The sequence below is a fragment of the Chromobacterium sp. CV08 genome, from assembly GCF_051129845.1.
Taxonomy (GTDB): Bacteria; Pseudomonadota; Gammaproteobacteria; order Burkholderiales; family Chromobacteriaceae; genus Chromobacterium.
In genome coordinates this window covers 1,623,724-1,649,104 of sequence record NZ_CP150453.1, presented here as the reverse complement: position 1 = coordinate 1,649,104, position 25,381 = coordinate 1,623,724, and the positions used below count along the sequence as shown (strand labels likewise).

The following is a 25,381-nucleotide window of genomic DNA, read 5'->3' as shown; positions in this document are numbered from 1 at the left end:
GGCGGGCAAAAAGCAAAAAGGCGGAGCCCATGGGCTCCGCCTTTGCCGTTCGCTACCGCCGATCAGGCCGGCTTGTGCAGCAGCGAGTTGCGCCGCGAGTAGCCGAAGTAGACCAGCAGGCCTATCACCAGCCAGGCGGCGAAGCAGGTCCAGGTCAGCAGCGACAGCTGGGTCATCAGGAAGCCGCAGCACAGGATGGCCAAAGCCGGAATGGTCGGCACCGCCGGGCAGACGAATTTGCGCGGCAGGTCCGGTTCGCGTTTCCTCAGCACGATCACCGACAGCGCGATCAGCGTGAACGCGGCCAGCGTGCCGATATTGACCAGCTCGGCCAGCGTGTGCAGCGGCACGAAGCCGGCCAGCAGCGCGATGATGGTGCCGATCAGCCAGGTGGCCTTGTACGGCGTGCCGTATTTCGGGTTGATGTCGGAGAAGATCTTCGGCAGCAGGCCGTCGCGCGACATCGCCAGCAGGATGCGGGTCTGGCCATAGGTCATCACCAGGATCACCGTCATCATGCCGAGGATGGCGCCCAGATCGACGAAGCCGGCGAACCAGTCCAGCTTGGCCACTTGCAGCGCCAGCGACACCGGGTGGTCCACGCCGGCGAAATTCATATAGGGCACGATGCCGGTCATGATGGCGGCCACCACCACGTACAGGATGGAGCACACGGCCAGCGACCAGATCACGCCGCGCGGAATGTCCTTGGCCGGGTTCTTCACTTCCTCGGCGGCACAGGTGACGGCGTCGAAGCCGATGAAGCTGAAGAAGACGATGGCGGCACCGTGGAACACGCCGGAGAAGCCGAAGGGCAGCGCCGGCTGCCAGTTGGCCGGCTTGACGTGCCAGACGCCGATGGCGATGAACAGCAGCACCACGGCCACCTTGATCAGCACCACCACATTGTTGACGCGCTTCGATTCCTTGATGCCGAAGGCCAAGAGCGCGGTGATGATCATCGCGATGCAGAAGGCCGGCAGATTGAACAGCGTGTCCTTGCCCGGCGCCGAGCCGGCGGCGGCGGTCAAGGCCTCGGGCAGCTTGACGCCGAAGCCGGACAGCAGGCTCTGGAAGTAGCCGGACCAGCCGACCGACACCGCCGACGAGGCGAGCAGGTATTCCAGCAACAGGTCCCAGCCTATGATCCAGGCGATCAATTCGCCGAGCGTCGCGTAGGCATAGGTGTAGGTGGAGCCGGAAATCGGCAGCATGGAGGCGAATTCGGCATAACACAGCGCCGCGAAGCCGCAGGCGAAGGCGCTGATGACGAAGGACAGCACCAGGCCGGGGCCGGCGATGGTGGCGCCGGTGCCGGTCAGCACGAAAATCCCGGTGCCGATGATGGCGCCTATGCCCAGCATGGTCAGGTCGAACGCGGAGAGCTCTTTTCGCAACCCGCGCGAAGTCTGAGCGGTGGCCAACATGCCCTGCACGCTCTTCTTGCGCATCAAACTCATTGTCTACTATCCCGTATATCGCCGGCACCGGCCCGCGCCGCCGTGCATGGCGGCGGCGCTGAAACGACGAGACGCCCGCTGTCCAGGCGGGCGCCTCATACTCGGATTCGGCTGTTGTGATCTGATTTGTCCCTCTGCGGCTGTCCTGTCTTGTCTGCCATGTGCAGGCCATGCTCGCGGAGGCCATCGATACTACCGTAGGAAGCCACGGTCACAATACGGGAAAACACCAATAGCTTACAAGCAAATAATCAATAGTCATAACAAGGACCGATTACGGCAGCGGCATCCTGTCCACCAGCCTGCGCGCCGCCTGTTCCAACCTGGCGCGCCGGTTGTCGCCGTCGCCCAGCCGCTCGCGCCCGCTCCACAATACGGTTCCGTCTTCGCCCTTCACCGTCAGGCTCAACTCGATCCACTGCTCAAGCCGGTACGGCGGCCGACGCCAGTAACCGTCATAGCGCCAATCCACAGGCTGGTCCACCCACTGCTGACGCTGCTCCTCGGCGAAACACAGGCGCCAGCCCGGCGGCGGCCCCTCTTCCAGGCCGCGCAGCGCCAGCCGGGCGGACAGCCAGCCATGCCAGTCGGCGCCGTCGCCGTCGGGCAGGCACTCCAGCCGGACGCGGGGCGCCGATGCCGCGGAATCGCCGATGTCCGCCCAGGCCAAGCCGGAAACCAGCAGCAGCGCGGCCAGGCCGCCCGTCAGCAAACCGCTCATCGCCCTCTCCTTTTCTATCCGATACCCGAACAGACTGCCTCCAAACGACAAAGTGCCGCGATGGCAGTCGCGGCACTTTTAAAAAGACGGAAGCAGGAAAATTCCTACCACCACGCCTCTATTTGCACGCCGAAGGTGTTGGCGTGGGTGCGGCCGCCGGCGGCGAAGGTGCTCAGATTGGCCTGGGCCGCCGCGTTGTTCCAGTTATAGTGGCTGGCGTACACCCGCAGCTCGGGCCGGGTCCAGAAATCGGCGTTCGGCGCGAACGCCACCGCCAGCGTCGCCTTGTTCAGCTGCTGCGCCGGCTGATCGTCGGCATTGCGCCGGGTCAGGCCGATCTCGGTCAGCAATTTGACGTTGGCCGCCACGCCGTAGGACAGCCTGCCGCCCAGGGTGGCATCGCGGTATTTGCCGGCGTTGTCCGGCGCCACGCTCTGCCAGCCCAGCACCGCCTGGCCGCCGAAGCGCCCGCGCTGCCAGTCCACCACGTCGGCGACGCGGCTCTGCCGCGCGCCGGCCTGCGCCGCGCCCTTGCTGTCCAGGTTGTAGAACTGGCCGGACAGCGACGCGTGGCCGGTGGACGTTTGCAGGAACAGCGAGTTGTTGACGCCCTGGGCCAGGAAGTCCTTCTGATTGTGCAACAGGCCCAGCGCCGCGCCGGGCTTGCCGATGGCGAAGTCGCCGCCTATCGCCGCGCCGGTCAGCGTCAGCTTGCCGCCGGGATTGGTCTCTATGCCGGTCAGCTGGAAGTTGGCTCGGCGCGCGTTGTTGGGCGTGGCGTTGTCGTTGGCGTAGCTGCCGGACGAGGAGATGGACAGGTTCAGCCTGGCCTGGCCGACGGCGATGCCGTCCACGCCGGCGCCGTAGTTGTCGCCGTCCTGCATCAGCCAGTTGTCCAGGATGTGGATGTCCTGGATGCGGTGGTAGCGCTGGCCGGCCCACAGCGTCAGGTTGGGCGCGAACGCCAGCCCGCTGATGTAGCCGTAGACCTGGGAGGCGCTGGTCTTGCCATTGTAAATGGTAGGCATCGCGTAAGCGCCCCAGCTGACGCCGTTGCCCAGCGTCCATTTCTTGCCGACGCCGAACTCGATATAGGTGTCGCCTTCGTTGCCCAGGCGGAAGTGCTGCAGATCGCCGCCCAGCTGGTACTGGCCCTTGGGCAGATTGTCGCCGGCGCTGGCGTAGAAGCCGCTGCGCAGATAGCCGTCGAACTGGAAGCCCATCTCGTCCAGCGCCTTTTTCACCGCGCCGCTCAACTGCTCGCCGCTGAGCTGCGGCGCCGGCGCGGCGGCCGGCGTCTCGTCGGCCCAGGCCGGCAGGCCGGTCCCCAGCGGCAGCAGCACGCACAGCCAGCTTATCGTTTTCGTCCTCATTCTTGTCTCCTTGTCCCAATGCATGTTCACGCCCGTCGCGCAGGCAAAGCTCCGCCCTGCCGGCCTGTCGACCGGCATGAGGAGGTGTTCGGGTATGGGCGCGTTTAGGTCGCGGCCGGCGGCGTCGCCCGGTACAGCAGCGAATGCCAGGGCCGCAATCGGCCAGGGGGCTGCGGCGGGTAGTTGGACAGCAGCAGTTCCATCGTCCAGCCCTCGGGCATCGCGTCGGCCGGCAGCGCGTAATGGCTGTCGTCGGCGCCGAAGTGGCTGATGGCCAGCAGCATTTCGTCGGCGCAGCGGCGGGTGTAAATCCACAGGCTGGGATGATCGGGCGTCAGGCAGCGGTAGTCGCCGTCGGCGAACACCCGGTATTGCTTGCGCAGCTGGATCAGGCGGCGGTAGTGGTGCGCCGTGGAGTTGGGGTCGCCGATGGCCGTGGCGACATTGACGCTGCCGGCGTCCGCCGCCACGCCTATCCAGGGCTCGGCGGCGCTGAAGCCGGCGTTCGGGCCGTCATCCCACTGCATCGGCGTGCGGGCGTTGTCGCGCGAGCGCTGGCGTATCACCGCCATCGCGTCGGCGGCGGTGAAGCCATCGGCCAGCAACTGGCGATAGGCGTTCAGGCTTTCCACGTCGCGCAGCTGGCCGATGTCGGCGAAGCCGGGATTGGCCATGGCGATCTCCTCACCCTGGTAGATATAGGGCGTGCCCTGCAGGCCGTGCAGCGCGGAGGCCAGCATCTTGGCGGATTCGGTCCGCCAGCGGCCGTCGTCGCCGAAGCGGGACAGCGCGCGCGGCTGGTCGTGGTTGCACCAGAACAGCGCGTTCCAGCCGCCGCCGGCATGCATGCCGGTTTGCCAGTCGGACAGGATGCGCTTGAGCGCGATGAAGTCCACCGCCCCCGGCCGCCATTTCTCGCCATCCGGGTAATCCACCTTCAGGTGGTGGAAATTGAAGGTCATGCCCAGCTCGCGCCGGTCCGGCCGGCTGTAGGCGATGCAGTGCTCCAGCGAGGTGGACGACATCTCGCCCACGGTCAGCAAGTCATGGCCGTCGAACACCTCGCGGTGCATCTCCTGCAGATGCTGGTGCACGCGCGGACCGTCGGTGTAGAAGTGGCGGCCGTCGCTGTCGTCCTCGGAGAAGGCCGGGTCCTTGGAGATCAGGTTGATCACGTCCAGGCGGAAACCGGCCACGCCCTTGTCGCGCCAGAAGCGCATCATCTTGTACACCTCGGCCCGCACCGCCGGATTCTCCCAGTTGAGGTCGGCCTGGGTCTTGTCGAACAGGTGCAGGTAGTACTGGCCGCTGGCCTCGTCCCACTCCCAGGCGCTGCCACCGAACTTGGACTGCCAGTTGTTCGGCGCGTCGCGCCAGATGTAGAAGTCGCGGTAGGGATTGTCCCTGCCCTTGCGAGCCTCCTGGAACCAGGCGTGCGCGGTGGAGGTGTGGTTGACCACGATGTCCAGCATCACGCCGATGCCGCGCCGCTTGGCCTCGGCCAGCAGCAATTCGAAGTCTTCCATCTCGCCATAAGCCGGGTCGATGCTGTAGTAGTCGCTGACGTCGTAGCCGTTGTCACGCTGCGGCGAGCGGTAGAACGGCGTCAGCCACAGGTAGTCGACGCCCAGCCAGGCCAGGTAGTCCAGCCGGTCCACCACGCCCAGGAGATCGCCCGTCGCCTGATTGCGATGGCTGCTGAAGCTCTTGGGATAGATCTGGTACACCACCGCCTGTTTCATGTCCTTAGACATTTTGCGCGGCCTCCTCTTGAGCGGCCGCGGCCGACTGGCGGCACGCCAGCAGCCAGGTCAGGCCGAAGGGCAGCGCCAGCGCCGTCACGGTGCCCGCCAGAAACAGCGGGATGTGCTGCGGAATGATGGAGATGAAGGCCGGCAGGCCGCCGACGCCGATCGCCGACGCCTTGACGTGGCCCAGGCTGATCAGCACCGCCGCGCAGGCGGAGCCGGCCAGCGCCGCGTAGAACGGCAGCTTGTAGCGCAGATTGACGCCGAACATCGCCGGCTCGGTGATGCCGAAGAAGGCCGACACCGCCGAGGTGGACGCCATGTTCTTGTCGTTGGCGTTCCTGGCCAGCCAGAACATCGCCAGCGCGGCGCTGCCTTGGGCGATATTGGACAGTGCGATCATCGGCCAGATGAAGGTGCCGCCCTGGCTGGAAATCAGCTGCAGGTCCACCGCGATGAACATATGGTGCATGCCGGTCAGCACCAGCGGCGCGTACAGCGCGCCGAACAGCGCCGCGCCCAGCCACGGCGCCAGGTTGAACACGTAAACCAGCGCGTCGGTGACGGCAATGCCCAGGTGGCGCGCCAAGGGACCGATCACCGCCAGCGCCAGGAAGCCGCTGACCGCGATGGTGACGATGGGCACCACCAAGAGCTGCACCGCGTTGGGCACCCGCGGCTTCAGCCACAGCTCGACGCGGCACATCACCCAGGCGGCGGCCAGGATGGGCAGGATCTGGCCCTGGTAGCCCACCTTCTCGATATGCAGGCCAAAGAGATCAAAGTAAGGCACCGAGGCGCCGTCCAGCCCGGCCGCCGCCTTGCCGTAGTTCCAGGCGTTGAGCAAGTCCGGATGCACCAGCAGCAGGCCCAGCACGATGCCGAGAATCTCGCTGCCGCCGAAGCGCTTGGCGGCAGACCAGCCCACCAGCGCCGGCAGGAACACGAAGGAGGTGTTGGCCATCATATTGATCAGGCCCCACAGCCCGGACAGGCCCGGATAGGCGTCCAGCAGGCTCTGGCCCGCGATGAACATGCCCTTGGCGCCCAGCAGATTATTGGCGCCCATCAGCAGGCCGGCGATGACGATGGCCGGCAATATCGGCATGAACACGTCGGAGAACACCTTGACCAGTTGCTGCAGCCGATTCTGCTTGGCGTCGCCGCTGGCCTTGACGTCGGCGATGGTGGCGCGGGCCACGCCGCCCTGCTTCACCATCTCGGCGTAGACGCGGTCCACGTCGCCGGCGCCGATGACGATCTGGAACACGCCGGCATTGCTGAAGTGGCCCTTCACCAGCGCCACCTGCCGCAGCGCGTCGCCGTTGACCTTGGATTCGTCGAGCAATGAAATGCGCAGCCGGGTGAGGCAGTGCGCAGCTTGGCGGATATTGGCCGCGCCGCCGATGTTTTCCAGTATCCGCTCGGCGATCGCTTGATAGTTCTGACTCATCGTCCCTCCCTGTCCCTTGTTGCGGCGGCGGGTCAGCGTCAATTCACGATGCCCGAAATCCGCCTGTTTGTGGTGATTGTCTGCATGGCAACCGAGGGCAAGTTAACTCGTACATACAAGTTGGTCAACACTCGTCTGTACGAGTTTGCGAAAAGTCAAACCGACTGCCGCCATTTCGCAACAGCGGCAAAGAGAAGGCCCGGGCGGATCACTCCGCGCCGGGCCTGACTCATTGATCTGCTTTGCAATCAACGGTGGATCGCCCCTGCGGGGCATCCACCCTACAAAACCGCCTGCTGTAGGGCGGAATCCCGGCGAGGCCGGGACTTCAGCCTAGTCGCCGAAATCATGGCAGTATCCGAGGTACGTGGTGCATTCCAGCGCCCCCCCTCAGGGCCTCTAAATTTGAACGTTAGGATACTTTTTAACCATGTCGCTGTTACGAAATGACGTATTTGAAAAATTCGGGCTCAACGCCTTTGAACACGCACTATTTTATAAATATCAAGATGCAATCAGATTTGAACTTTCAACTGGGGGCTCATACATGGATATGTTTATTGAAGCCCTATCGAAAGCAGAACTAATAGTCAATGATATCTTTTCCGCTTCAAATGACCTGCAAGTTTGTGTAAGTTCATACTATTCGTACTCTCCATTTGAATTGAGAGCCGTGCTGCGAGAATTGAAGACGTGCGAAATATCCATTCCGTGTGAACGTGACTATTGGGTATCAACTGAACCAGATCGATCGTATCGAGTGTTCGTTATTTTTTCAATTTCAAAATCCGACATCAGAAAGTTCATTTGGGGTGCTGTGGCGATGGACCTTGGAATCAAGCCATCAATGCGCGGATCGATTTATATTTACAGTTTGACGGATGGTGTCTTGGCGCACCCATACGATGATAGAGGCATGGACATCATAGGTGATTTTGCTATTTTGTCTGCGCTGTACAGAAAATATAGTGTGTTTCTGTTTGGATATGACAGAGAGGTAATGGATGCATCGTTTGGCAAAACATCCTAACTGAGTGTTCCAGTCTGACGCCCAAAGTAGCTGACGAGCTGGCTACTTTCGGCTCTCTCCTCGCTACGGTCTTCCATCACTTCAAACATTAGGCAAAGTCATACGCGTGATAGATGCGCATGCGTCATACCTAGCTGAAGGCGGTTCACTTGCTTGCAAATGCAAGGCTGCGACTTGGAATGATGATGTGTAAGCCCGGCTTCTTGGGCTTACGCCATGATGACTCCAATTGCGCAAGCCCTGATGGCAAAAGCTAACGCCTCGCAATATCCGTGAAGTAGAACTTGTCCAAGCGGTGGCGCGACTCGGTGTATTCGAACAGCCGGCCGTCATAGAGGTGGGTCAGGTTCTTGACCACGATCACGTGGTCCATGCCGTTCAGGTCCAGGTAGCGGCGATCGTCGTCGCTGCAGGGCTGGGCTTCGATGATGCGCTGGGCGTAGCTGATGGTCAGCCCCAGATCCTGCTCGATGTAGCGGTAGATGGAGCCGGCGGCGATGTCTTCGGTCAGGCCGGGGATCAGGCCGGCGACGAAGTGGTTGATGTCCAGGATCACGTTCTCGCCGTCGATATTGCGCACCCGCTTGATCTTGACCATGGAGGTGCCCTCGGCCAGGCCGGTGGCCTGGGCCAGCACCGCGTCGGCGGGCAGCTGCGCCAGCTCCGCCACCCGCGACACCACCTTGCACCCCATGCGCTCGTTCATTTCCTGGAAGCTGACGATGCCGCTGAGCTGGAATTCGATATTGCCCGGCTTGAGCACGAACATGCCCTTGCCGTGGATTTTCTGCACATAGCCGCGCTCCTGCAGCATGTCCACCGCCTTGCGCACGGTGCCGCGGCTGGCGTCGTAACTGTGCATCAGCTCGGATTCTGACGGGATGCGCTCGCCCTGGGCGTAGCGCCGGTTGTCGATGTCGGCGACGATGTCGGAATAGATTTGATGGTATTTGTTCACGTTGTTCGTCTTCTTGTGCGCGCGGCCCCTGCGCGGCGAGGCCCTACCTTAGCAAGCCGCGACCGGCGCGGCAAACCGGCGCCGCGCTCAATCCCAGTAGCCCGGCGCGGCATACGCCGCGCGCAGATAGTCGATGAAGTGCCGCACCCTGGCCGGCAGCAGCTTGCGCTGCGGCACCACCGCGTACACCGGGTAATCCGGCGACGAGAAATCGTCGAGCACCGTCGCCAGCCGGCCTTCGGACAGATCGTCCTTGACCTCCCACAAGGAGCGCCAGGCCAGGCCCAGGCCCTGCAGCGCCCAGTCGTGCAGCACCGCGCCGTCGTTGCATTCCAGCGCGCCGGCCACCTTCAGGTTCAGCGGCCGGCCGTCGACGACGAAGCTCCAGCCGCGGCTCTGGCTCTCGCCCAGCGACAGGCACTGGTGATGCTGCAGATCGTCCAACGCGCGCGGCGTGCCATGGGCGGCCAGATAGGCCGGCGCCGCCACCACCACCCTGCGGTTCTCGGCCAGGCGTATCGCCACCAGGCTGGAGTCGGACAGGTCCGAGATGCGGATCGCGCAATCGACGCGGTCGCGCTGCAGGTCCACCAGCCGGTCGGACAGGTCCAGCGTCACCTTGACCTCCGGATGCAGGCTCTGGAAGGCGGCGACGTGCGGCGCGACGTGGCGGCGGCCGAAACCGGCCGGCGCCGACAGCCGCAGATGGCCGCGCGCCTTGCCGCGGCCGGAGGCGATGGCGGCCTCGGCCTCTGTCAGATCGGCCAGTATCCGCTGGCAATCGTCGTAGAAGGCCTCGCCCTCCTGCGTCGGCGTCACGCTGCGGGTGGTGCGCACCAGAAGACGCACGCCCAGCCTCTCCTCCAGCGCGTCCAGACGCCGTCCCACCATCGCCGGCACGACGCCCAGCTGCCGCGCCGCCGCCGACAGGCTGCCCAGCCCGGCCACCGCGACGAAGGTCTCCAGCTGCTTCAACTCGCTCATTAGCTACTCAAAAGTAAAAAATGTTATGCAATTCATGCCATTCCTTTTTACTAGGATGGCGAATAGACTGTCAAACATTGCATTGCAGCATCATGTCATCCCCTCTTCTACAAAGGAGCACGCACATGGCAGTCTCGCTTCCGCAGGGCGTGGAGATCCTCGCCGACATCACGCCGGCCTACGCCGAAATCCTCACGCCCGAGGCGCTGGAATTCATCGCCAAGCTGCACCGCCGCTTCGAACCGGCCCGCCGGGCGCGCATCGCCGCACGCGCCGCGCGCCAGGCCGAGCTGGACGCCGGCAGGCTGCCGGACTTCCTGGCCGAAACCGCCGCCGTGCGCGCCGGCGACTGGAAGATTTCGCCGCTACCGGACGATCTGCTGGACCGCCGCGTCGAGATCACCGGCCCGGTCGAGCGCAAGATGATGATCAACGCGCTGAATTCCGGCGCCAAGAGCTTCATGGCCGACTTCGAGGACTCCAACTGCCCGAGCTGGGACAACCAGATCGCCGGCCAGATCAATGTCCGCGACGCCTACCGCAAGACCATTTCCTACCAGAGCCCGGAAGGCAAGCAGTACCGGCTGAACGATACCGTCGCCACCCTGCTGCTGCGCCCGCGCGGCTGGCATCTGATGGAAAAGCACGTCAAGGTGGACGGCGACATCGTGTCCGGCAGCCTGTTCGACTTCGGCCTGTCGTTCTTCCACAACATCCGCTATCTGCGCGAGAGGGGCAGCGCCACCTACTACTACCTGCCCAAGATGGAAAGCCATCTGGAGGCGCGGCTGTGGAACGAGGTCTTCGTTTTCGCCCAGGACGAGCTGGACGTGCCCCAGGGCACGATCAAGGCCACGGTGCTGATCGAGACCATACTCGCCGCCTTCGAAATGGACGAAATCCTGTACGAGCTGCGCGAGCACTCGGCCGGCCTGAACGCCGGCCGCTGGGACTACATCTTCAGCTGCATCAAGAAGTTCAAGCAGAACCGCGACTTCTGCCTGGCCAACCGCGCGCTGATCACGATGACGGTGCCCTTCATGCGGGCCTACGCGCTGTTGCTGCTGAAGACCTGCCACCACCGCAACGCGCCGGCCATCGGCGGCATGGCGGCGCTGATCCCGATCAAGAACGACGCCGCCGCCAATGAAAAGGCGCTGGCCGGCGTCAAGGCCGACAAGGACCGCGACGCCACCGACGGCTACGACGGCGGCTGGGTGGCCCACCCCGGCCTGGTGCCCATCGCCGAGGCGGCGTTCAGCGCGGTGCTCGGCGACAGGCCGAACCAGATCGCCAAGCAGCGCCCGGACGTGCAGGTGGCGGCCGCCGACCTGCTGAACTTCCAGCCGGAAGCGCCGATCACCGAGGCCGGCCTGGCGATGAACATCAATGTCGGCATCCAGTACCTGGGCGCCTGGATCTCCGGCAACGGCTGCGTGCCGATACACAATCTGATGGAGGACGCCGCCACCGCCGAAATCTCGCGCTCGCAGATCTGGCAGTGGATACGCTCGCCCAAGGGCGTGCTCGACGACGGCCGCAAGGTGACGGAGGCGCTGTTCCGCGAACTGCAGGCGGCCGAAGTGGCCAAGCTGAAGAGCGAGTACGGCGTCCGCTGGACCCAGCAATACGAGGACGCGGCCAGGATGTTCGACCTGCTGACCACCTCGGACGACTTCGTCGAGTTCCTGACGCTGCCGGGCTACGAATACCTGGACTGACCCTCCTTCGCGCCCGATCCGGACGGCCCTTCGCGGGCCGTTTGGCATTTTTACCCGTACAGACCAGACCGAACGGCATGGAACCCCGGCTTGCCAAGCGGATCGAAGCGGAGTCTACTCTCTGCGATATCCAGCCAAGGAGCCGAAATGAAATCATCCCGCCTGAAGCCCGCCCTGCTGTGCTGCCTGCTGGCCGGCGCCGCCCCGCTCGCCGCCGCGGAGGGCATACAGCTGAATCTGTCGGCCAACGCCCAGCGCGACATCGCCAACGACCAGATCACCGCCACGCTGTACGTGCAGCAAAGCAACAGCCAGGCCGCGACGCTGGCCGACCGCCTGAACCGGATCACCGCCAGCGGCCTGGCCCAGGGCCGCGCCTACAACCATGTCGAACTGTCCAGCGGCAGCTACAGCACCTGGCCCAGCTACGACAAGAACGGCAAGATCAGCGGCTGGCAGGGCCGTTCGGAAATCCTGCTGAAGAGCAAGGACTTCACCCAGGCCGCCGAGCTGATCGCCAAATTGCAACAGACGATGCTGTTGGAAGGCGTGCAATACGGCGTGTCCGACCAGGCGCGCCGCCGGGCCGAGCAGGACATGATTCCGGAAGCGATCGCCAATCTGAAGGGCCAGGCCGAAGTGGCCGCGCGCGCGCTGGGCAAGAACGTGGTCAGCATCCAGCAGCTGGACATCGGCCAACAGAGTCACGGCTTCCGTCCGCCGGTGATGATGATGAAGGCGGCGATGGCCGGCGCCGAGGCCAATGTCAGCCAGCCCGATCTGCAGCCGGGACAAAGCCAGCTGCAACTGCAGGTCAGCGGCAAGGTGGAACTCAAGTAAGGCTTTCGGCACCGGCCGGCTTGCGCTAAAGTAAGCACTGCCGGCCGCGTCGGCCGCCCCCTCTACTCCATATCTCCATCGCTTCGAACATGAAACTGATCGCCTCTTTGACCAGTCCCTACGCCCGCAAGGTGCGCATCGTGCTGGCTGAAAAGAAAATCGACTGCCCGCTCGAGGAGGACGTGCCCTGGAACGCGGATACCCGCGTCGCCGAGTACAATCCGCTGGGCAAGGTGCCGGTGCTGGAGCTGGACGACGGCTCCACGCTGTACGATTCCCGCGTCATCGTCGAATACCTCGAGAACAGCTCGCCGGTATCCCGGCTGCTGCCGCAGGACAATCGACAGATCATCCTCACCCGCCGCTGGGAAGCGCTGGCCGACGGCATCATAGACGCGATGGTGGCCATCGTGCTGGAACGCCGGCGGCCGCCGGAGAAGCAGATGGAGGAAGTGGTGGCCCGCCAGCGCGGCAAGATCACGCGCGGCCTCGCCACGCTGTCGGAGGACCTGGGCGAAAAGCCATGGTGCACCAACCACGGCTACAGCCTGGCCGACATCGCCGTCGGCTGCTGCCTGGGTTATCTGGATTTCCGCGCGCCGGACCTGGACTGGCGCGCCGCCCACCCCAATCTGGACGCGCTGCTGCAGCGGCTCGCCGCGCGGCAGTCCTTCATCGACACCGAGCCGCCGCAGGCCTGATCTCGACGGCAGAACGCCACCGGAAACGGTGGCGTTTTCGCGTCTGCGCCGGCGACCTCAGATCAGCCCGGCGGCGATATTGATCATCAGCGCCAGCACCGTGGCGTTGAAGAAGAAGGCCAGCACGCAGTGCACGGTGCCGGTGCGGCGCAGCCGGCTGTCGGTGAAGCTGATGTCGGCGGTCTGGCCCGATGTGCCAATGATGAAGGCGAAGTACAGGAAATCGCTGTATTCCGGCTGCCGGGTGCCGGGAAACTCCAGTCCGCCGGGCAGGCCGCGCGCCTCCTGCGAATAGAAGATCCGCGCGTAGTGCAGCGCGAACATCACATGGGTGAAGGCCCACGACGACAGCAGGGTCAGGATGGCCAGCGCGATGTGGGCCGCCCTGAACCAGCCGTGCATGTCCTTGACCACCGCCAGCTCCATCACGATGGCGGCCAGGCTGGCCGCCGCCGCCAGCACCACCAGCAGCAGCACCAGCCACTGTCCTTCGTCCTCCAGCCTCGCCCAATGGCGTATCTGCTGCCGACCCGGACCGAACATCATCCAGGCGACCAGAACCAGGTACAGGCCGGCGCCGGCGTTCCAGCCGATGATGTAGCGGGTCACGTCGTGCATGGTGGCCAGCAACGGCAGGCAGACGATCAGCAGCGCGCCGAACAGCGCCGAACACACCAGCCTGGGCCGGGCCAGCAGCATGCGCAGCACGAAAGAGCGACGGGCGATGGAAAACAGGGTCATGGGACGAATGCACTCCTCTTGCGATCTGTTGCATGAAATCCCGGCAGGCGGGAAGCAGCGCCATCTTGCCGCATCGCCCGGCCGCCGCCAAGCTCGCCGCCGGCGCGGCCTGTCGCCCATAAATTCAATATGAATAAATACGTTTGCATTCATATGACAAATATCACAGAATCCAAAGCATAAAAATCAAAGGGGGAGAGTGCATGACTTCGGCAACCGCTTCGACGCCCACCGCAGCCGCCGACTACGACGCGCTGCTGGAGCCGGCCTGCCGGCAGCTGGCAAGCCAGGACTTCTGCCTGCTGCCGGCGGAACAGGCCCGCCGCCTGCTGTTGCTGCGGGACCCGGCGGCGCTGGACGACTGGACCGCCTTCCAGGACAGCTGGAACCATCTGCAGCTGGACCGGTTCATGGCCGACGGCGGCCGCTACCGCAAGCGTCTGCACGCCACCCTCAGCGCCGCGCCGTCGGCGCGCAGCGCCCGTCCCGAGGCCCACCGGCCGCACTACCAGAGCCGCCGCTACAATCCGCTGAACGGCGGCGTACCCCGCCACTTCGAACCGATACCCAACCCGATACTGCACGGCCCGACGATGCAGGCGGTGCTTGGCCTGGCCTGCACCGTGTTCGGCAAGCTGGCGCCGTACACCCGCTGGCACATCGAGGCGCACCAGTTCCGCATCGAGGCGCGCAACCGGGAACAGGGCAAGCCGACGCCGGAAGGCATACACCGCGACGGCGTCCATTTCCTGCTGATGATGCTGGTCAAGCGGCACAATCTGGTCAACGGCGCCACCGAGCTATACGATCTGGAGCACGAACCGCTGGCCGAATTCACGCTGAGCGACCCGCTGGACATCGCGCTGGTCAACGACGAGCGGGTGTTGCACGGCGTCACGCCGATCGCCCAGCTGGACCCCGGCCGCGAAGGCAGCCGCGACGTGCTGTTGCTGAGCTTCCGCAGGGGCTGAGAGCCCGTTCGCGTCCTCGCAAATATTTTTCTCGTTCCATCATTATCCGACAACAGGAATCCTGTACGCTATCAAGACATGGTAACGGCATCGTGAAACGGGAACACAGTGCTCAACTACAGCCATCTGCTGGCCGCGATATGCTGCTGCCTGTCCGCCGCCGCCGCCGCTGCGCCCATCCTGGCCTACACCGAGGATGTGCCGCCGCTGAACTATCAGGAGAATGGACAGGTCAAGGGCTTCTCCACCGAGCTGCTGCGCTTGCTGGCCCGTGAGGCCGGCCTGGAAGTGAAGATAGAGGTGCTGCCGTGGCTGCGCGCCTACGCCAAGGTGAAGGACACGCCCGGCACGCTGCTCTATACCCTGGTGCGCACGCCGGAGCGGGAGTCGCAGTTCCAATGGGTCGGCCCGATCAGCCCGCGCCGCATCTACCTGTACCGACTGAGAGAGCGCCGCGACATCCGCGTCTCCTCTCTGGCCGACCTGGCCCGCTACCGCAACGGCGCACTGGCCGGCTCGGCCGCCGCCGGCCAACTGGCCGGACTGGGCCTGGGCGAACAGCTGGACCTCGGCCGCAGCGACGACGCCGATCTGAAAAAGCTGCAACTGGGCCGGGTGGACCTGGTGGCGATGCTGGACTGGTCGATGCAATGGCAGTTGCGCCAGCAGGGCCTGCCCGCCTCGACGCTGGAGCCGGCCTGGCTGCTGGACGGCAAGCAGCAATACTGGTTCGCGCTGAATCCGCGCTCGCCGCCCGATTGGGCCAAGAAGCTGCAAGCGGCGCTGGAGCGCGTCGGCGCCGACGGCAGATTGCAGGCGATACGCCGCCACTATCGCGACGACTGACACTCGGCGCCCGGCCATGCCGATCGAAACCCGCCCCTGCCCCGCGCTCCGCTCAGGTGTTCTACCAGCTGTCGCCTCTCCCTCCTGCGGTGTACAGTAACAACTGTTTCTCCCTCAGGAGGATGCGATGCAAGACCATCCCGTAGCCCGACTGATCGCCGCCGCCGATGACGCCATCAATGCCGGGGACTTCGACCGGCTGATGGATTTCTATGCCGAGGACGCGGTGCTGGTGGTGCGCCCCGGCCTGAACGCCTGCGGCAAGGCTCAGATCCGCCAGGCCTTCTCCGCCGTCTCGGCACACTTCAACCACAGCCTGCAGGTCAGCCAGGACGCCTTGCACATCCTGCACAACGGCGCCACCGCGCTGGCGCTGGCGCGAACCCGGCTGCGGGCCGACACGCTGGACGAGGCCTGCCGCGACGCCACCTACGTCTTCGCCCAGGACCAGGACGGCGCCTGGCGCTGCGCGATAGACAACGCCTACGGCCACCGTCTGCTGGAAGAGCCGTCGGTCTGAGATGCAACTGCGGCATCGGCCGCTTCCGCAGGATGCCGGACGCGAAAACGCTCCGCCGCGGCGTCGTTCGCCGAGGGGAGCGTTTGATCGGGCCGCGCGGCGGAACGCCGGCGGGCAATGGCGCTCAGTTGGCGTATTTCTCCAGCGCCTGCAGCAGCGCCTCCGGGCCGTTCGCGCCGGCAAACGCCTCGCGCAATCGGTTGAAGGCCTCGGCCGCCTTGTCCGGATGCTTGGCGAACGGCACCAAGCCGTCATAGGACCAGCCGGCCGCGGCCAGCGCCTGCTTGCGGAAATTCATGCCGTCGTTGCCGCCGCCGCCCATGGACACCAGCGCCTGCTCCATCAAGGTGTGCGGCAGCGGCGTGCGGCTGAGAGTGACAAAATGCTTGCTGTGGACTTCATCGAAATGCATGGAAGGTTTCCCCGTCGGCATGGTTGCTCAAGTCGTTTTTTAGTTTTAGTCGCAACTGTCGCGGGATGCAGCCCGGAATCGACGACCGGCGCAAAAGTCCGGCGCCCTGGCCGGGCCGCCGCGGCGCGCGCCTAGCTGACGTGCGTCCTCAACAAGGCGTACAACTCGTCCTTCAACCTGAGCTTTTCCTTTTTCAGCGTCTCGATTTCCTGCGGGCCGGCCGGCACGATGCGCGCCTCCATATTGCGGATGCGCTGGTCGAGCCGATTGTGCAGATCGAACAATTTGGAAAAATGCGAATCTTCGGTTTTCAGCCTGGTGATCAGATCGCGGTATTCGGGAAACATCGTCGGCCTCCTTCGGTGGGGTGTCCGGACCGGCCGCGCCGGTCCATGCCTCCATGCTAGCCACGTAGCCGGCCGCGCCGCTTGATCTGCCTCAGCTTCCTCACTTCTGTCCGGCCGGAACCGGAATATTCAGCAACATGCCGCCGCCCTCGCCGCTGACCACGCTGGGCGTCTGGCCGTTCCACTTGTCGATGTAGGCGCGCTGCAGCTTCAGCCGCTCCCAGGCCAGCAGCCTGTCGTCCAGCGACGAGGCCAGCGCGCGGTTGGCGGCGGCCTCCCCCTCGGCGATCGCCACTTTCTTCCTGGCCTCGGCCTGGGCCGCCCTGACCTCGTTCTCGGCGCGGATCGAATCCTGGATGGCCTTGGTCTTGGCGTTGACGGCATTGGCCAGCTCCGGCGGCGGCCGCAGCGCCCCGACCAGGCCGAACTGCTGGATCGTCACGCCTATAGGCTGGGTGCGCCGGTTCAGCTCGGCCGCCACCCGGCCGAGGAACTCCTCCTTCTTGACGCCGTTGACGTCGTCGAAGCTGTATTCCGAGCCCGTGGCCACCACGATGTTGCGCGCGGTATCGCGCAGATAACCGTGGGTCCAGCCGGAAATGTCGTCGGCGCGAAAACGGGTGTAGAAATCCGGCACCTTGCGCGCGTCCAACAGATAGGACACCGCCACGTCTATCGTCACCGGCACCGAGTCCTTGGTGTTGAAGCTCAGCTCCTCGTTGGCAGCGCCGCCCTCGGCCGCCGACCGGGTCCATACCTCGCGCTGCACGAAGGTCGGATAGACCACGACCACGCTCTGGATAGGATTGAAGAATACAAAGCCGGTGACGACGTCTTCCTTGCTGATGCCCCGGTCTATCAGGCGGTTGATCTTGATGCCGGTGTAGCCGGGATTGATCACCGTCCAGCTCAGCACAGTCTTTTCCAGCAGATTGAACAGCAGAACCAGCGCCAGCGCGGCGCCTCCGATTTTCAGCAACAATCGCGTCAGCGGCTGCATCGCGGCATGTCCTCGTGATCGGCAACGGTGACGCGGCGCTCCGCCGGCCATCTGCCCGCGGTCAGCATAGTCCTGCGGCGAGCATTCATGCAATTGGGATATCCTTCATCACGGACACTCGCTGCGGAAAACGCTTCGCCATGCGCGAAATCCGCAATGGATGTCATCCGCTTGAGCGCCGCTGCGTTAAACCCAACTAACAGTATGGTTAAAACCAGGACCAGTCCGCCATGAGCAGCCAGCTTCCCCCCCATTCCGAGCCGCCCCACCTCCCGCTGCGCCGCCGGCTGGACCACACGCTGGAGCTGCTGGGCATGCGCGGCAAGGGGCTGGCGCTCCTGAGCGCCGGCGCCGCGCTGCTGTGGCTGGCTTCGGGCGTCTACCGGGTGGAGCCCGACGAACAGGGCGTGGTGCAGCGCTTCGGCCGCTGGACCGACACCACCTCGGCCGGCCTGCACTACCACCTGCCTTGGCCGGTGGAAACGATACAGCTGCCCAAGGTCACCCAGATCAAACAGCTGAAACTGGCCAATCTGTACGAAAGCGGGCCGCCCGACGCCGCCGATCCGCGCGAGAAGCAGATGCTGACCGGCGACGAGAACATCGTCGAGGCAGACTGTGCGGTGTTCTGGCGCATCAAGGACGCCGGCCGCTTCCTGTTCCGCGCCAGCAAGCCCGAGGAGGCGCTGCGGGTCACCGCCGAGGGCGCGCTGCGCGAAGTGGTCTCCCGCACGCCGATACAGGCGGCGATGTCCAACCGCCGCCAGCAGGTGGCCGAGGAGACCCGCGGCCTGATACAGCAGAGGCTGGACGCCCAGCAGGCCGGCATCCTGATCACCCAGGTTCAGCTGCAGCGCGTCGATCCGCCGGCGGCGGTGATCGACGCCTTCAACGACGTGCAGCGCGCCCGCGCCGACCAGGAACGCGCCCGCAACGAGGCCCAGGCCTACAGCAACGACATCCTGCCGAAGGCGCGCGGCGAGGCCGAGCGGATACGCCAGGAGGCGGAGGCCTACCGCAGCCAGGTGGTCAACCTGGCCCAGGGCGAGGCCAAGCGCTTCGACTCGGTGTACCGGACCTATGTCCAGGCCAAGGACGTCACCGCCTGGAGGCTGTACCTGGAGAGCATGGACGACATGCTGAAGAAGGCCAGCAAGGTGGTGATAGACGGCAGCGGCAAAAATGGCGCCGGGGTGTTGCCGCTGCTGCAACTGCAGGACAAACCGAAAACCGCCAGGGAGAACCGCTGATGGACAGGCAATGGCGGGGAATCGGCTGGGCGGCGGGCATCGCCGTCGTCTGGCTGGCGCTGTCGGCGCAATACACGCTGAACGAGGGACAGAAGGCGCTGGTGGTCAGGCTGGGCGCGCCGGTCGACGTCGACGGCGAACCGGGGCTGAAATTCAAGCTGCCGCTGGTCGACAGCGTGCAGTACTACGACACCCGGCTGCAGATGCTGGCGCCGCCGCCGGAGCAGGTGATACTCGGCGACGAGAAGCGGCTGGAGGTGGAAACCTACACCCGCTACCGCATCGCCGACACGCTGCGCTTCTACCAGGCGCTGCGCACCGAAGAGCAGGCGCGCGCGCAGCTGGCGCAACTGGTCGGCACCTCGCTCAGGCGCGAGCTGGGCAAGGTGCCGCTGTCCGACCTGCTGTCGCCACGCCGACGCAGCATCGTCGAGCGCATCCAGCAGGAAGTGATGGAACGCGCCCGGCCGATGGGCCTGGAGGTGACCGAGGTGCAGCTGCACCGCGCCGACCTGCCGCTGGAAACCAGCCAGGCCATCTACGACCGGATGAAGTCGGCGCGCCAGCAGGAGGCCAAGGAATTGCGCGCCCAGGGCGCCGAATGGGCGCAACAGATCCAGGCCAAGGCCGACCGCGACCGCACCGTCATACTGTCCGAGGCGCAGCGCCAGAGCGCCATCGCCCACGGCGAGGCCGACGCCGAGGCCGGCCGCGTGCTGGCGCAGGCCTTCGGCAAGGATCCGAAGTTCTACAAGTTCTATCGCTCGCTGCAGACCTACCGCCAGTCGCTGGCCGACTCGGCCCCGACGCTGCTGCTGTCCCCGGATTCGGCGCTGCTGCGCGACCTGAGGAACGGCCCGTCCGGGGCCAGGCCATGAACGGAGCCGACATGCCCTTGCCGCCGCTGCGTCGGCTGCGCCACCTGCTGGCCGCGGTCGGACCCGGTCTGGTGGTGATGCTGGCCGACACCGAGACCGGCAGCGTCATCGCCGCCGCGCAGAGCGGCGCCCACTGGGGCTATCGGATGCTGCCGCTGCTGCTGCTGCTGATCCCCTTCCTCTACCTGGTGCAGGAATTGACGATACGGCTGGCGCTGGGCACCGGCCTGAGCTACGGCGAGCTGGTCCGGCGGCGCTGGGGCCGCCGCGCGGAACAGGCCTCGGCGGCGCTGCTGCTGTTCAGCTGCCTAGGCGCGCTGGCCACCCAGCTCAGCGGTCTGGCCGGCGTCGGACAGATGTTCGGCATCCCCGCCTGGCGGACGATGACGCTGCTGTGCGCGCTGATCCTGGCCATGGTCTGCAGCGGCGGCTACCGCTCGGTCGAGCGCGTCGCCATCGCCCTCGGCGTGTTCGAGCTGGCCTTCCTGGCCGAAGCCTGGCTGGCGAAGCCCGATCCCGGCCAGATGCTGGCCCAGCTGTCCAGCCTGCCGATGGGCAATCACGACTTCCTGCTCTTGGCCGCCGCCAATATCGGCACCTGCGTGATGCCGTGGACCATCTGCTACCAGCAGTCGGCGCTGCTGGACAAGGGCCTGACGCTGGACGATCTGCGGCCGGCGCGGCTGGACACGCTGCTGGGAGCGATACTGTGCCAGGCGATCACCGCCGGCATCCTGATCGCCGCCGCGGTGGCCTTCGGCAACGGCGCCGGCGGGCAAAGCCTGGACACCATACCCGAGATCGCCGGCGGCTTCGACCGCCTGCTCGGCCCGACCGGCGGCCGGCTGCTGTTCGCGCTGGCGCTGTCCGGCGGCGCGCTGGTCGCCACCATCGTGGTCTGCCTCAGCAGCGCCTGGACGCTGGGCGAGCTGGCGGGACAGCGCGACTCGCTGGAAAAACATCCGCTGCAGGCGCCGTGGTTCTACGGCGGCTTCGCCGCGATGCTGGCCGGAGCCGGCGCGCTGGTCTCGTCCGGCGTCAATCTGGTCAAGCTGTCCATCGCCACCTCGGTCGCCAACGCGCTGCTGCTGCCGGCGATGCTGGCCGGCCTGTATTGGCTGGCCGGCGGCGACGCGCTGCCCCCGCCGCTGCGGCTGAGCCGCCGCTACAAAATGATGCTGGCGCCGCTGCTGTTGCTGGCGGCCGGCTTCAGCCTGTACGCCGGCATCGCCGGCAGCCTGGACTGACACGCAGGAATCGCCATGGAACCCGACAGCCTCGCCCGCGCCTTCGGCCTGACCTTTCAGGTCTCCTTTCTCGACCTGATCCTCAGCGGCGACAACGCGCTGGTGATCGCGCTGGCCTGCCGCTCGCTGCCGCCGGAACTGCGCCGCCGCGCCGTGCTGTGGGGTACCGGCTTCGCCATCCTGCTGCGGCTGCTGCTGGCCGCCGTCACCGGCGCGCTGCTGTCGGTGCCGCTGTTGAAGCTGGCCGGCGCCGCCGTGCTGTTCGCCATCGCCATCCAGCTTTTGCTGGAAGAACACGGCGAGCCGGACGCCGCGCGCTTGTCCGAACAGGCCGGCCACAGCCGGCAATTGTGGAACGCCGTGATGCTGGTCGTCGGCGCCGATCTGGCGCTGAGCCTGGACAATGTGGTGGCGCTGGCCGCCGCCGCCCAGGGCAGCCTGGCCTTCCTGCTGCTGGGCCTCTTGCTCAGCGTGCCGCTGCTGATGTACGGCAGCCTGCTGTTGGCGCGGCTGATGGACGGCTATCCGCTGCTGATTCCGGCCGGCGCCGCGGCGCTGGGCTGGCTGGCCGGCGGCCTCGCCGTCGGCGACGCGCTGTGGGGGGACTGGGTGGCCGCGCAGGCGCCGGCGCTGCCGCTGCTCGCACCGCTGCTGGGCGCCGTCTTCGTGCTGCTGGAGAGCCGCATCATACGCGAGCAGCGGCGCAAGCTGCCGCCGCTGCCGCCGCTGCGCCCGTTCGCCCCGCTGGTCCGCCGTCTGGCGCTGCTGGGCGAGGCCGGCATCGCCGCCAGCGCGCCGCCGTCGGGCGACGGCTCGGCCATCCCCGCCCCAAGCCCGGCCGAAGCCGTCCCGGCGACGGCGCACGCCGAGCCCCCATCGACGCCCCCGCCGCCGGCCGAAACGCCGGCCGCCGAAATCTCGACCGACGGCGGCGCCGGCCTGGGCCCGCTGCTGAAACTGCTGGTCGGCGCCGCCGCCGTCATCGGCGCGCTGGCGCTGCTATGGCTGATCTGGCACCTGCTGAGCCAGGGCTTGCTGCCGACGCCGCGCCACCCGGCGGCGCTCCGTCGCTGAACAGGTGACAATGGTCTGTATCTGGTATGCAACATTTCCCCCGGCATCGTGCCGGCCGATATGACTGCCGGCTGCCGACCGTAACGCAGTTGCAATAAAACTCCTGCTGCATCGCAATAAAATCATGTGCCGACCGGATCGACGCGCGCGTTGAAACCCCCGGCTGCCAACACCCGCAAGCCTTGCCCAGTACGATCGCCGGCCGTCCTCCATCCGTCGCTTCCCCTGTCCCGGCACCATGCCGCTAGCCCCTCGTCGCCCCCCTTCGCCAGTCATGCCTGACAAAAAGTACAGGATCATTTTTCATTCGTACCGCTACATTCCATTTGTTAATACCACTTAAATACAACTAACGACGCTTGTTTCTGCAACAACCACGACAACGGGAGAGAACAGAGTGAGCAAAACCCTGATGTTACTGAAGGGCGGGCTGGCGGCCGGCGCCGTCGGCGGCGCCGCGCTGCTGGCCGGCCACGCCGCGGTCGGCACAGGCGCGTCCCCCTGGCCGCAGTCGCTGCCGGCCGGGCTGGTGAAGACCGCCGACAGCAGCTGCACCGATCCGGCCTGGAACGCCACCGCCGTTTATACCGGCGGCCAGCGCGTCAGCTACCAGAACCAGACCTGGCAGGCCAAGTGGTGGACCCAGGGCAATACCCCGTCGGCCGGCGATTCGAGTCCCTGGCAATTGGTGGGACAGTGCGGTGGCGGCAACAATCCGCCGCCGGTGGACCCGCCGCTGGTACAGGTGCCGGCGCCGACCGGCAACGCGCTGTGCCGTCCGGAAGCGCTGGCGCAGACCGCCGGCGTCGACGTGCCCTACTGCGCCGTCTACAAGCAGGGCGGCGCCGAGCAACTCGCCAACGGCAGCCGCCGCCGCATCATCGGCTACTTCACCAGCTGGCGCACCGGCAAGGACGGCAGCCCGGCCTACCTGGCCAGCGACATCCCCTGGAACAAGCTCACCCACATCAACTACGCCTTCGCCCACGTCGACGGCAACAACAAGCTGTCGGTCAACGAGACCGCGCCGGGCAACCCTGCCACCGACATGAGCTGGCCGGGCGTGGCCGGCGCCGAAATGGACGCCAGCCTGCCGTACAAGGGCCACTTCAATCTGCTGACCCAGTACAAGCGCAAATTCCCCGGCGTGAAGACGCTGATCTCGGTCGGCGGCTGGGCCGAAACCGGCGGCTACTTCGACGCCAGCGGCAAGCGCGTCGCCAGCGGCGGCTTCTACAGCATGACCGTCAACGCCGACGGCAGCGTCAACCAGGCCGGCATCAACGCCTTCTCCGACTCCGCCGTCGCCTTCCTGCGCAAATACGGCTTCGACGGCGTCGACATCGACTTCGAATACCCGACCTCGATGAACAATGCCGGCAACCCGCTGGACTGGAGCTTCTCCAACGCCCGCCTGGGCTCCCTGACCAAGGGCTACGTCGCGCTGCTGCAGACGCTGCGCGACCGGCTGGACCGCGCCGCCGCCCAGGACGGCCGCTACTACCAGATCACCGCCGCGGTGCCGGCGTCCGGCTATCTGCTGCGCGGCATGGAAACCTTCCAGGGCCTGAAGTATCTGGACTTCGTCAATGTGATGTCCTACGACCTGCACGGCGCCTGGAACCGCTTCGTCGGCCCGAACGCCGCGCTGTTCGACGACGGCAAGGACGCGGAACTGGCGTTCTGGAATGTGTACAGCACGCCGCAGTACGGCAATATCGGCTACCTGAACACCGACTGGTCCTACCATTACTACCGCGGCGGCCTGCCGGCCTCGCGCGTCAATATGGGCGTGCCCTACTACACCCGCGGCTGGAAGAACGTCACCGGCGGCAACAACGGCCTGTGGGGCAGCTCGGTCGGCAGCAACTGCCCGACCGGCCTGACCGAATGCGGCGACGGCGCGGTGGGCATAGACAATATCTGGCACGATCTGGACGACAACGGCAAGGAGATCCCGGGCGGCTCCAACCCGATGTGGCACGCCAAGAACCTGGAGAAAGGCCTGGCCGGCAGCTATCTGGCCGCCTACGGCATCGATCCGACGCTGCCGATCAACCAGCTCAGCGGCAGCTACCAGCGCAACTACAGCAGCGCGCTGGCCGCGCCATGGCTGTGGAACGCCAGCAAGAAGGTGTTCCTGTCGACCGAGGACGAGCAGTCGATCGCGCAGAAGGCCGCCTGGATAGACGCCAACAATATCGGCGGCGTGATGTTCTGGGAGCTGGCCGGCGACTACGACTGGAACGCCCAGCGCAATAACGGCAAGGGCGAGTACTTCATCGGCAACACGCTGACCAACCTGCTGTACGGCACTTTCAGCCAGCCGGCCAAGGTCAGCGTGCGCCGCGCCGACGCCGCGCCGGCGCCGACCGCGGCGATAGACGTCGGCTTCAGCCTGAGCGGCTTCGCGCTCGGCGATCAGAACTATCCGATCAATCCGAAGCTGACCATCGTCAACCGCTCGAAGACCACGCTGCCCGGCGGCACCGAGTTCCAGTTCGACGTGCCGACCTCGGCGCCGGCCAATATCGCCGACCAGTCCGGCTTCGGACTGAAGGTGATCAGCACCGGCCACAGCGGCAGCAACGTCGGCGGCCTGAAAGGCGACTTCAACCGCGTTTCGGTCAAGCTGCCGAGCTGGCAGAGCCTGGGCGCCGGACAGAGCGTGACGCTGAGCGTGGTGTACTACCTGCCGATCTCCGGCCCCAGCCACTACACGGTGGGACTGAACGGCAAGACCTACGCGATACGCGACGAGGCGCCCTACCTGCCCTATCTGCAATAAGGCCTCATCCGGCCCGCAGCCGCGGGCCGACGGATTTCTTCTCTTGCATCCCTTCTTCCGGCCGGGCCTCGCGCCCGGCCGTTTTTTTCGCCGGCGTCGGCGCCTCCGTCTCCGCCTGCCATTGCATCACCTCGTTCAACCTCGCCAGCGCCTCGGCCGGATCGATGCCGCACCGTCGGCGCTGCCTGCCCAGATAGCGTTGAAAGAAAAGGGATAGCGAATCGGGTTTCATACTGGACTCCTTGTGCTGGAGGCCTTATTGTCACGCTGATAAGGTGAACAAAAAATTGCTGACTTTTTCCTACATTGTTCCTCTTT

General features: G+C 65.6%; 24 protein-coding genes. 12 read left to right on the top strand and 12 right to left on the bottom strand.

Annotation, left to right across the window (positions count from 1 at the left end):
- Positions 1-62 precede the first annotated feature (62 nt).
- From WNM05_RS07905 to treP, 5 genes are all read right to left on the bottom strand, one after another.
- The gene (locus tag WNM05_RS07905) at positions 63-1,460 is read right to left on the bottom strand and encodes an amino acid permease (protein ID WP_434633977.1); all 1,398 of its coding nucleotides are present in this window, start codon (positions 1,458-1,460) and stop codon (positions 63-65) included.
- A 274-nt stretch (positions 1,461-1,734) separates the two neighbouring features.
- Positions 1,735-2,181 carry a hypothetical protein gene (locus WNM05_RS07900; RefSeq protein WP_434633975.1) on the bottom strand — a complete coding sequence of 149 codons (447 nt, stop codon included), beginning with the start codon at positions 2,179-2,181 and terminating at the stop codon, positions 1,735-1,737.
- 104 nt (positions 2,182-2,285) lie between these two features.
- Positions 2,286-3,554 carry a carbohydrate porin gene (locus tag WNM05_RS07895; protein WP_434633972.1) on the bottom strand — a complete coding sequence of 423 codons (1,269 nt, stop codon included), beginning with the start codon at positions 3,552-3,554 and terminating at the stop codon, positions 2,286-2,288.
- Between the two features lie 104 nt (positions 3,555-3,658).
- Entirely contained in the window at positions 3,659-5,308 is a 1,650-nt protein-coding gene (treC, locus tag WNM05_RS07890; RefSeq protein WP_434633970.1) for an alpha,alpha-phosphotrehalase, read from the bottom strand.
- Positions 5,301-6,755, bottom strand: a complete 1,455-nt coding sequence (gene treP, locus WNM05_RS07885) for a PTS system trehalose-specific EIIBC component (RefSeq protein ID WP_434633969.1) — start codon at positions 6,753-6,755, stop codon at positions 5,301-5,303. The genes treC and treP overlap by 8 nt, the downstream gene beginning before the upstream one ends.
- A 430-nt stretch (positions 6,756-7,185) precedes the next feature.
- On the opposite strand from treP, the gene WNM05_RS07880 reads away from it, so the two are divergent.
- A complete protein-coding gene (locus WNM05_RS07880) occupies positions 7,186-7,785 on the top strand; it encodes a DUF3885 domain-containing protein (RefSeq protein ID WP_434633968.1) in 600 nt (199 codons plus the stop codon).
- A 253-nt stretch (positions 7,786-8,038) separates the two neighbouring features.
- Here WNM05_RS07880 and treR read toward each other — a convergent pair whose 3' ends face one another.
- Positions 8,039-8,743, bottom strand: a complete 705-nt coding sequence (treR, locus tag WNM05_RS07875; protein WP_434633967.1) for a trehalose operon repressor — start codon at positions 8,741-8,743, stop codon at positions 8,039-8,041.
- An 87-nt stretch (positions 8,744-8,830) separates the two neighbouring features.
- Positions 8,831-9,727 carry a LysR family transcriptional regulator gene (locus WNM05_RS07870; protein WP_434633966.1) on the bottom strand — a complete coding sequence of 299 codons (897 nt, stop codon included), beginning with the start codon at positions 9,725-9,727 and terminating at the stop codon, positions 8,831-8,833.
- 125 nt (positions 9,728-9,852) lie between these two features.
- Here WNM05_RS07870 and aceB point away from each other — a divergent pair, with 125 nt between their 5' ends.
- The 3 genes from aceB (at position 9,853) to WNM05_RS07855 (ending at position 12,989) form a co-directional block, all read left to right on the top strand.
- Positions 9,853-11,448 (top strand): malate synthase A, encoded by a 1,596-nt coding sequence (gene aceB / locus WNM05_RS07865; RefSeq protein ID WP_434633965.1) that lies wholly within the window; start codon positions 9,853-9,855, stop codon positions 11,446-11,448.
- Between the two features lie 147 nt (positions 11,449-11,595).
- Entirely contained in the window at positions 11,596-12,288 is a 693-nt protein-coding gene (locus WNM05_RS07860) for an SIMPL domain-containing protein (protein ID WP_434633963.1), read from the top strand.
- Positions 12,289-12,377: 89 nt separating this feature from the next.
- Positions 12,378-12,989 (top strand): glutathione S-transferase, encoded by a 612-nt coding sequence (locus tag WNM05_RS07855; RefSeq protein WP_434633962.1) that lies wholly within the window; start codon positions 12,378-12,380, stop codon positions 12,987-12,989.
- 57 nt (positions 12,990-13,046) lie between these two features.
- Here WNM05_RS07855 and WNM05_RS07850 read toward each other — a convergent pair whose 3' ends face one another.
- Positions 13,047-13,730 (bottom strand): DUF1345 domain-containing protein, encoded by a 684-nt coding sequence (locus WNM05_RS07850; protein WP_434633961.1) that lies wholly within the window; start codon positions 13,728-13,730, stop codon positions 13,047-13,049.
- 203 nt (positions 13,731-13,933) lie between these two features.
- Between WNM05_RS07850 and WNM05_RS07845 the strand changes: the two genes are divergently transcribed.
- The 3 genes from WNM05_RS07845 (at position 13,934) to WNM05_RS07835 (ending at position 16,067) form a co-directional block, all read left to right on the top strand.
- Positions 13,934-14,701 carry a 2OG-Fe dioxygenase family protein gene (locus WNM05_RS07845; protein ID WP_434633960.1) on the top strand — a complete coding sequence of 256 codons (768 nt, stop codon included), beginning with the start codon at positions 13,934-13,936 and terminating at the stop codon, positions 14,699-14,701.
- Between the two features lie 108 nt (positions 14,702-14,809).
- The gene (locus WNM05_RS07840) at positions 14,810-15,547 is read left to right on the top strand and encodes a substrate-binding periplasmic protein (protein ID WP_434633958.1); all 738 of its coding nucleotides are present in this window, start codon (positions 14,810-14,812) and stop codon (positions 15,545-15,547) included.
- Between the two features lie 127 nt (positions 15,548-15,674).
- Positions 15,675-16,067, top strand: coding sequence for a YybH family protein (locus tag WNM05_RS07835; RefSeq protein ID WP_434633956.1), 393 nt, complete (start codon positions 15,675-15,677; stop codon positions 16,065-16,067).
- Positions 16,068-16,191: 124 nt separating this feature from the next.
- On the opposite strand, the gene WNM05_RS07830 is transcribed toward WNM05_RS07835, so the two are convergent.
- From WNM05_RS07830 to WNM05_RS07820, 3 genes are all read right to left on the bottom strand, one after another.
- The gene (locus WNM05_RS07830; RefSeq protein ID WP_434633955.1) at positions 16,192-16,479 is read right to left on the bottom strand and encodes a hypothetical protein; all 288 of its coding nucleotides are present in this window, start codon (positions 16,477-16,479) and stop codon (positions 16,192-16,194) included.
- A 131-nt stretch (positions 16,480-16,610) separates the two neighbouring features.
- Positions 16,611-16,826: a YdcH family protein gene (locus WNM05_RS07825; RefSeq protein ID WP_434633954.1), complete on the bottom strand. Its 216-nt coding sequence runs from the start codon at positions 16,824-16,826 to the stop codon at positions 16,611-16,613.
- 100 nt (positions 16,827-16,926) lie between these two features.
- Positions 16,927-17,826 carry a prohibitin family protein gene (locus WNM05_RS07820; protein ID WP_434633953.1) on the bottom strand — a complete coding sequence of 300 codons (900 nt, stop codon included), beginning with the start codon at positions 17,824-17,826 and terminating at the stop codon, positions 16,927-16,929.
- Between the two features lie 230 nt (positions 17,827-18,056).
- Here WNM05_RS07820 and hflK point away from each other — a divergent pair, with 230 nt between their 5' ends.
- The 5 genes from hflK to WNM05_RS07795 all read left to right on the top strand — a co-directional run bounded on the left by hflK (position 18,057) and on the right by WNM05_RS07795 (position 25,063).
- Positions 18,057-19,076, top strand: a complete 1,020-nt coding sequence (gene hflK, locus WNM05_RS07815; protein ID WP_434633950.1) for an FtsH protease activity modulator HflK — start codon at positions 18,057-18,059, stop codon at positions 19,074-19,076.
- The gene (hflC, locus tag WNM05_RS07810) at positions 19,076-19,954 is read left to right on the top strand and encodes a protease modulator HflC (RefSeq protein ID WP_434633948.1); all 879 of its coding nucleotides are present in this window, start codon (positions 19,076-19,078) and stop codon (positions 19,952-19,954) included. Before hflK ends, hflC begins: the two co-directional genes overlap by 1 nt.
- On the top strand, positions 19,951-21,201 hold the full coding sequence (locus WNM05_RS07805; RefSeq protein WP_434633946.1) for an NRAMP family divalent metal transporter: 1,251 nt from the start codon (positions 19,951-19,953) through the stop codon (positions 21,199-21,201). Before hflC ends, WNM05_RS07805 begins: the two co-directional genes overlap by 4 nt.
- Positions 21,202-21,216: 15 nt before the next feature.
- Positions 21,217-22,275: a YjbE family putative metal transport protein gene (locus tag WNM05_RS07800; RefSeq protein WP_434633944.1), complete on the top strand. Its 1,059-nt coding sequence runs from the start codon at positions 21,217-21,219 to the stop codon at positions 22,273-22,275.
- Positions 22,276-22,672: 397 nt separating this feature from the next.
- Complete coding sequence (locus WNM05_RS07795) at positions 22,673-25,063, top strand: chitinase C-terminal domain-containing protein (protein WP_434633942.1); 2,391 nt, start codon at positions 22,673-22,675, stop codon at positions 25,061-25,063.
- Between the two features lie 4 nt (positions 25,064-25,067).
- On the opposite strand, the gene WNM05_RS07790 is transcribed toward WNM05_RS07795, so the two are convergent.
- Positions 25,068-25,295, bottom strand: coding sequence for a hypothetical protein (locus WNM05_RS07790; protein ID WP_434633940.1), 228 nt, complete (start codon positions 25,293-25,295; stop codon positions 25,068-25,070).
- Positions 25,296-25,381: the final 86 nt, after the last annotated feature.

What these genes read in the sequence shown, in the direction of transcription:
- WNM05_RS07905 (WP_434633977.1), bottom strand. Translation starts at nt 1,460, where the DNA reads ATGAGTTTGATGCGCAAGAAGAGCGTGCAGGGCATGTTGGCCACCGCT.
- WNM05_RS07900 (WP_434633975.1), bottom strand. Translation starts at nt 2,181, where the DNA reads ATGAGCGGTTTGCTGACGGGCGGCCTGGCCGCGCTGCTGCTGGTTTCC.
- WNM05_RS07895 (WP_434633972.1), bottom strand. Translation starts at nt 3,554, where the DNA reads ATGAGGACGAAAACGATAAGCTGGCTGTGCGTGCTGCTGCCGCTGGGG.
- treC (WP_434633970.1), bottom strand. Translation starts at nt 5,308, where the DNA reads ATGTCTAAGGACATGAAACAGGCGGTGGTGTACCAGATCTATCCCAAG.
- treP (WP_434633969.1), bottom strand. Translation starts at nt 6,755, where the DNA reads ATGAGTCAGAACTATCAAGCGATCGCCGAGCGGATACTGGAAAACATC.
- WNM05_RS07880 (WP_434633968.1), top strand. Translation starts at nt 7,186, where the DNA reads ATGTCGCTGTTACGAAATGACGTATTTGAAAAATTCGGGCTCAACGCC.
- WNM05_RS07870 (WP_434633966.1), bottom strand. Translation starts at nt 9,727, where the DNA reads ATGAGCGAGTTGAAGCAGCTGGAGACCTTCGTCGCGGTGGCCGGGCTG.
- aceB (WP_434633965.1), top strand. Translation starts at nt 9,853, where the DNA reads ATGGCAGTCTCGCTTCCGCAGGGCGTGGAGATCCTCGCCGACATCACG.
- WNM05_RS07860 (WP_434633963.1), top strand. Translation starts at nt 11,596, where the DNA reads ATGAAATCATCCCGCCTGAAGCCCGCCCTGCTGTGCTGCCTGCTGGCC.
- WNM05_RS07855 (WP_434633962.1), top strand. Translation starts at nt 12,378, where the DNA reads ATGAAACTGATCGCCTCTTTGACCAGTCCCTACGCCCGCAAGGTGCGC.
- WNM05_RS07850 (WP_434633961.1), bottom strand. Translation starts at nt 13,730, where the DNA reads ATGACCCTGTTTTCCATCGCCCGTCGCTCTTTCGTGCTGCGCATGCTG.
- WNM05_RS07845 (WP_434633960.1), top strand. Translation starts at nt 13,934, where the DNA reads ATGACTTCGGCAACCGCTTCGACGCCCACCGCAGCCGCCGACTACGAC.
- WNM05_RS07835 (WP_434633956.1), top strand. Translation starts at nt 15,675, where the DNA reads ATGCAAGACCATCCCGTAGCCCGACTGATCGCCGCCGCCGATGACGCC.
- WNM05_RS07830 (WP_434633955.1), bottom strand. Translation starts at nt 16,479, where the DNA reads ATGCATTTCGATGAAGTCCACAGCAAGCATTTTGTCACTCTCAGCCGC.
- WNM05_RS07825 (WP_434633954.1), bottom strand. Translation starts at nt 16,826, where the DNA reads ATGTTTCCCGAATACCGCGATCTGATCACCAGGCTGAAAACCGAAGAT.
- WNM05_RS07820 (WP_434633953.1), bottom strand. Translation starts at nt 17,826, where the DNA reads ATGCAGCCGCTGACGCGATTGTTGCTGAAAATCGGAGGCGCCGCGCTG.
- hflK (WP_434633950.1), top strand. Translation starts at nt 18,057, where the DNA reads ATGAGCAGCCAGCTTCCCCCCCATTCCGAGCCGCCCCACCTCCCGCTG.
- hflC (WP_434633948.1), top strand. Translation starts at nt 19,076, where the DNA reads ATGGACAGGCAATGGCGGGGAATCGGCTGGGCGGCGGGCATCGCCGTC.
- WNM05_RS07805 (WP_434633946.1), top strand. Translation starts at nt 19,951, where the DNA reads ATGAACGGAGCCGACATGCCCTTGCCGCCGCTGCGTCGGCTGCGCCAC.
- WNM05_RS07800 (WP_434633944.1), top strand. Translation starts at nt 21,217, where the DNA reads ATGGAACCCGACAGCCTCGCCCGCGCCTTCGGCCTGACCTTTCAGGTC.
- WNM05_RS07790 (WP_434633940.1), bottom strand. Translation starts at nt 25,295, where the DNA reads ATGAAACCCGATTCGCTATCCCTTTTCTTTCAACGCTATCTGGGCAGG.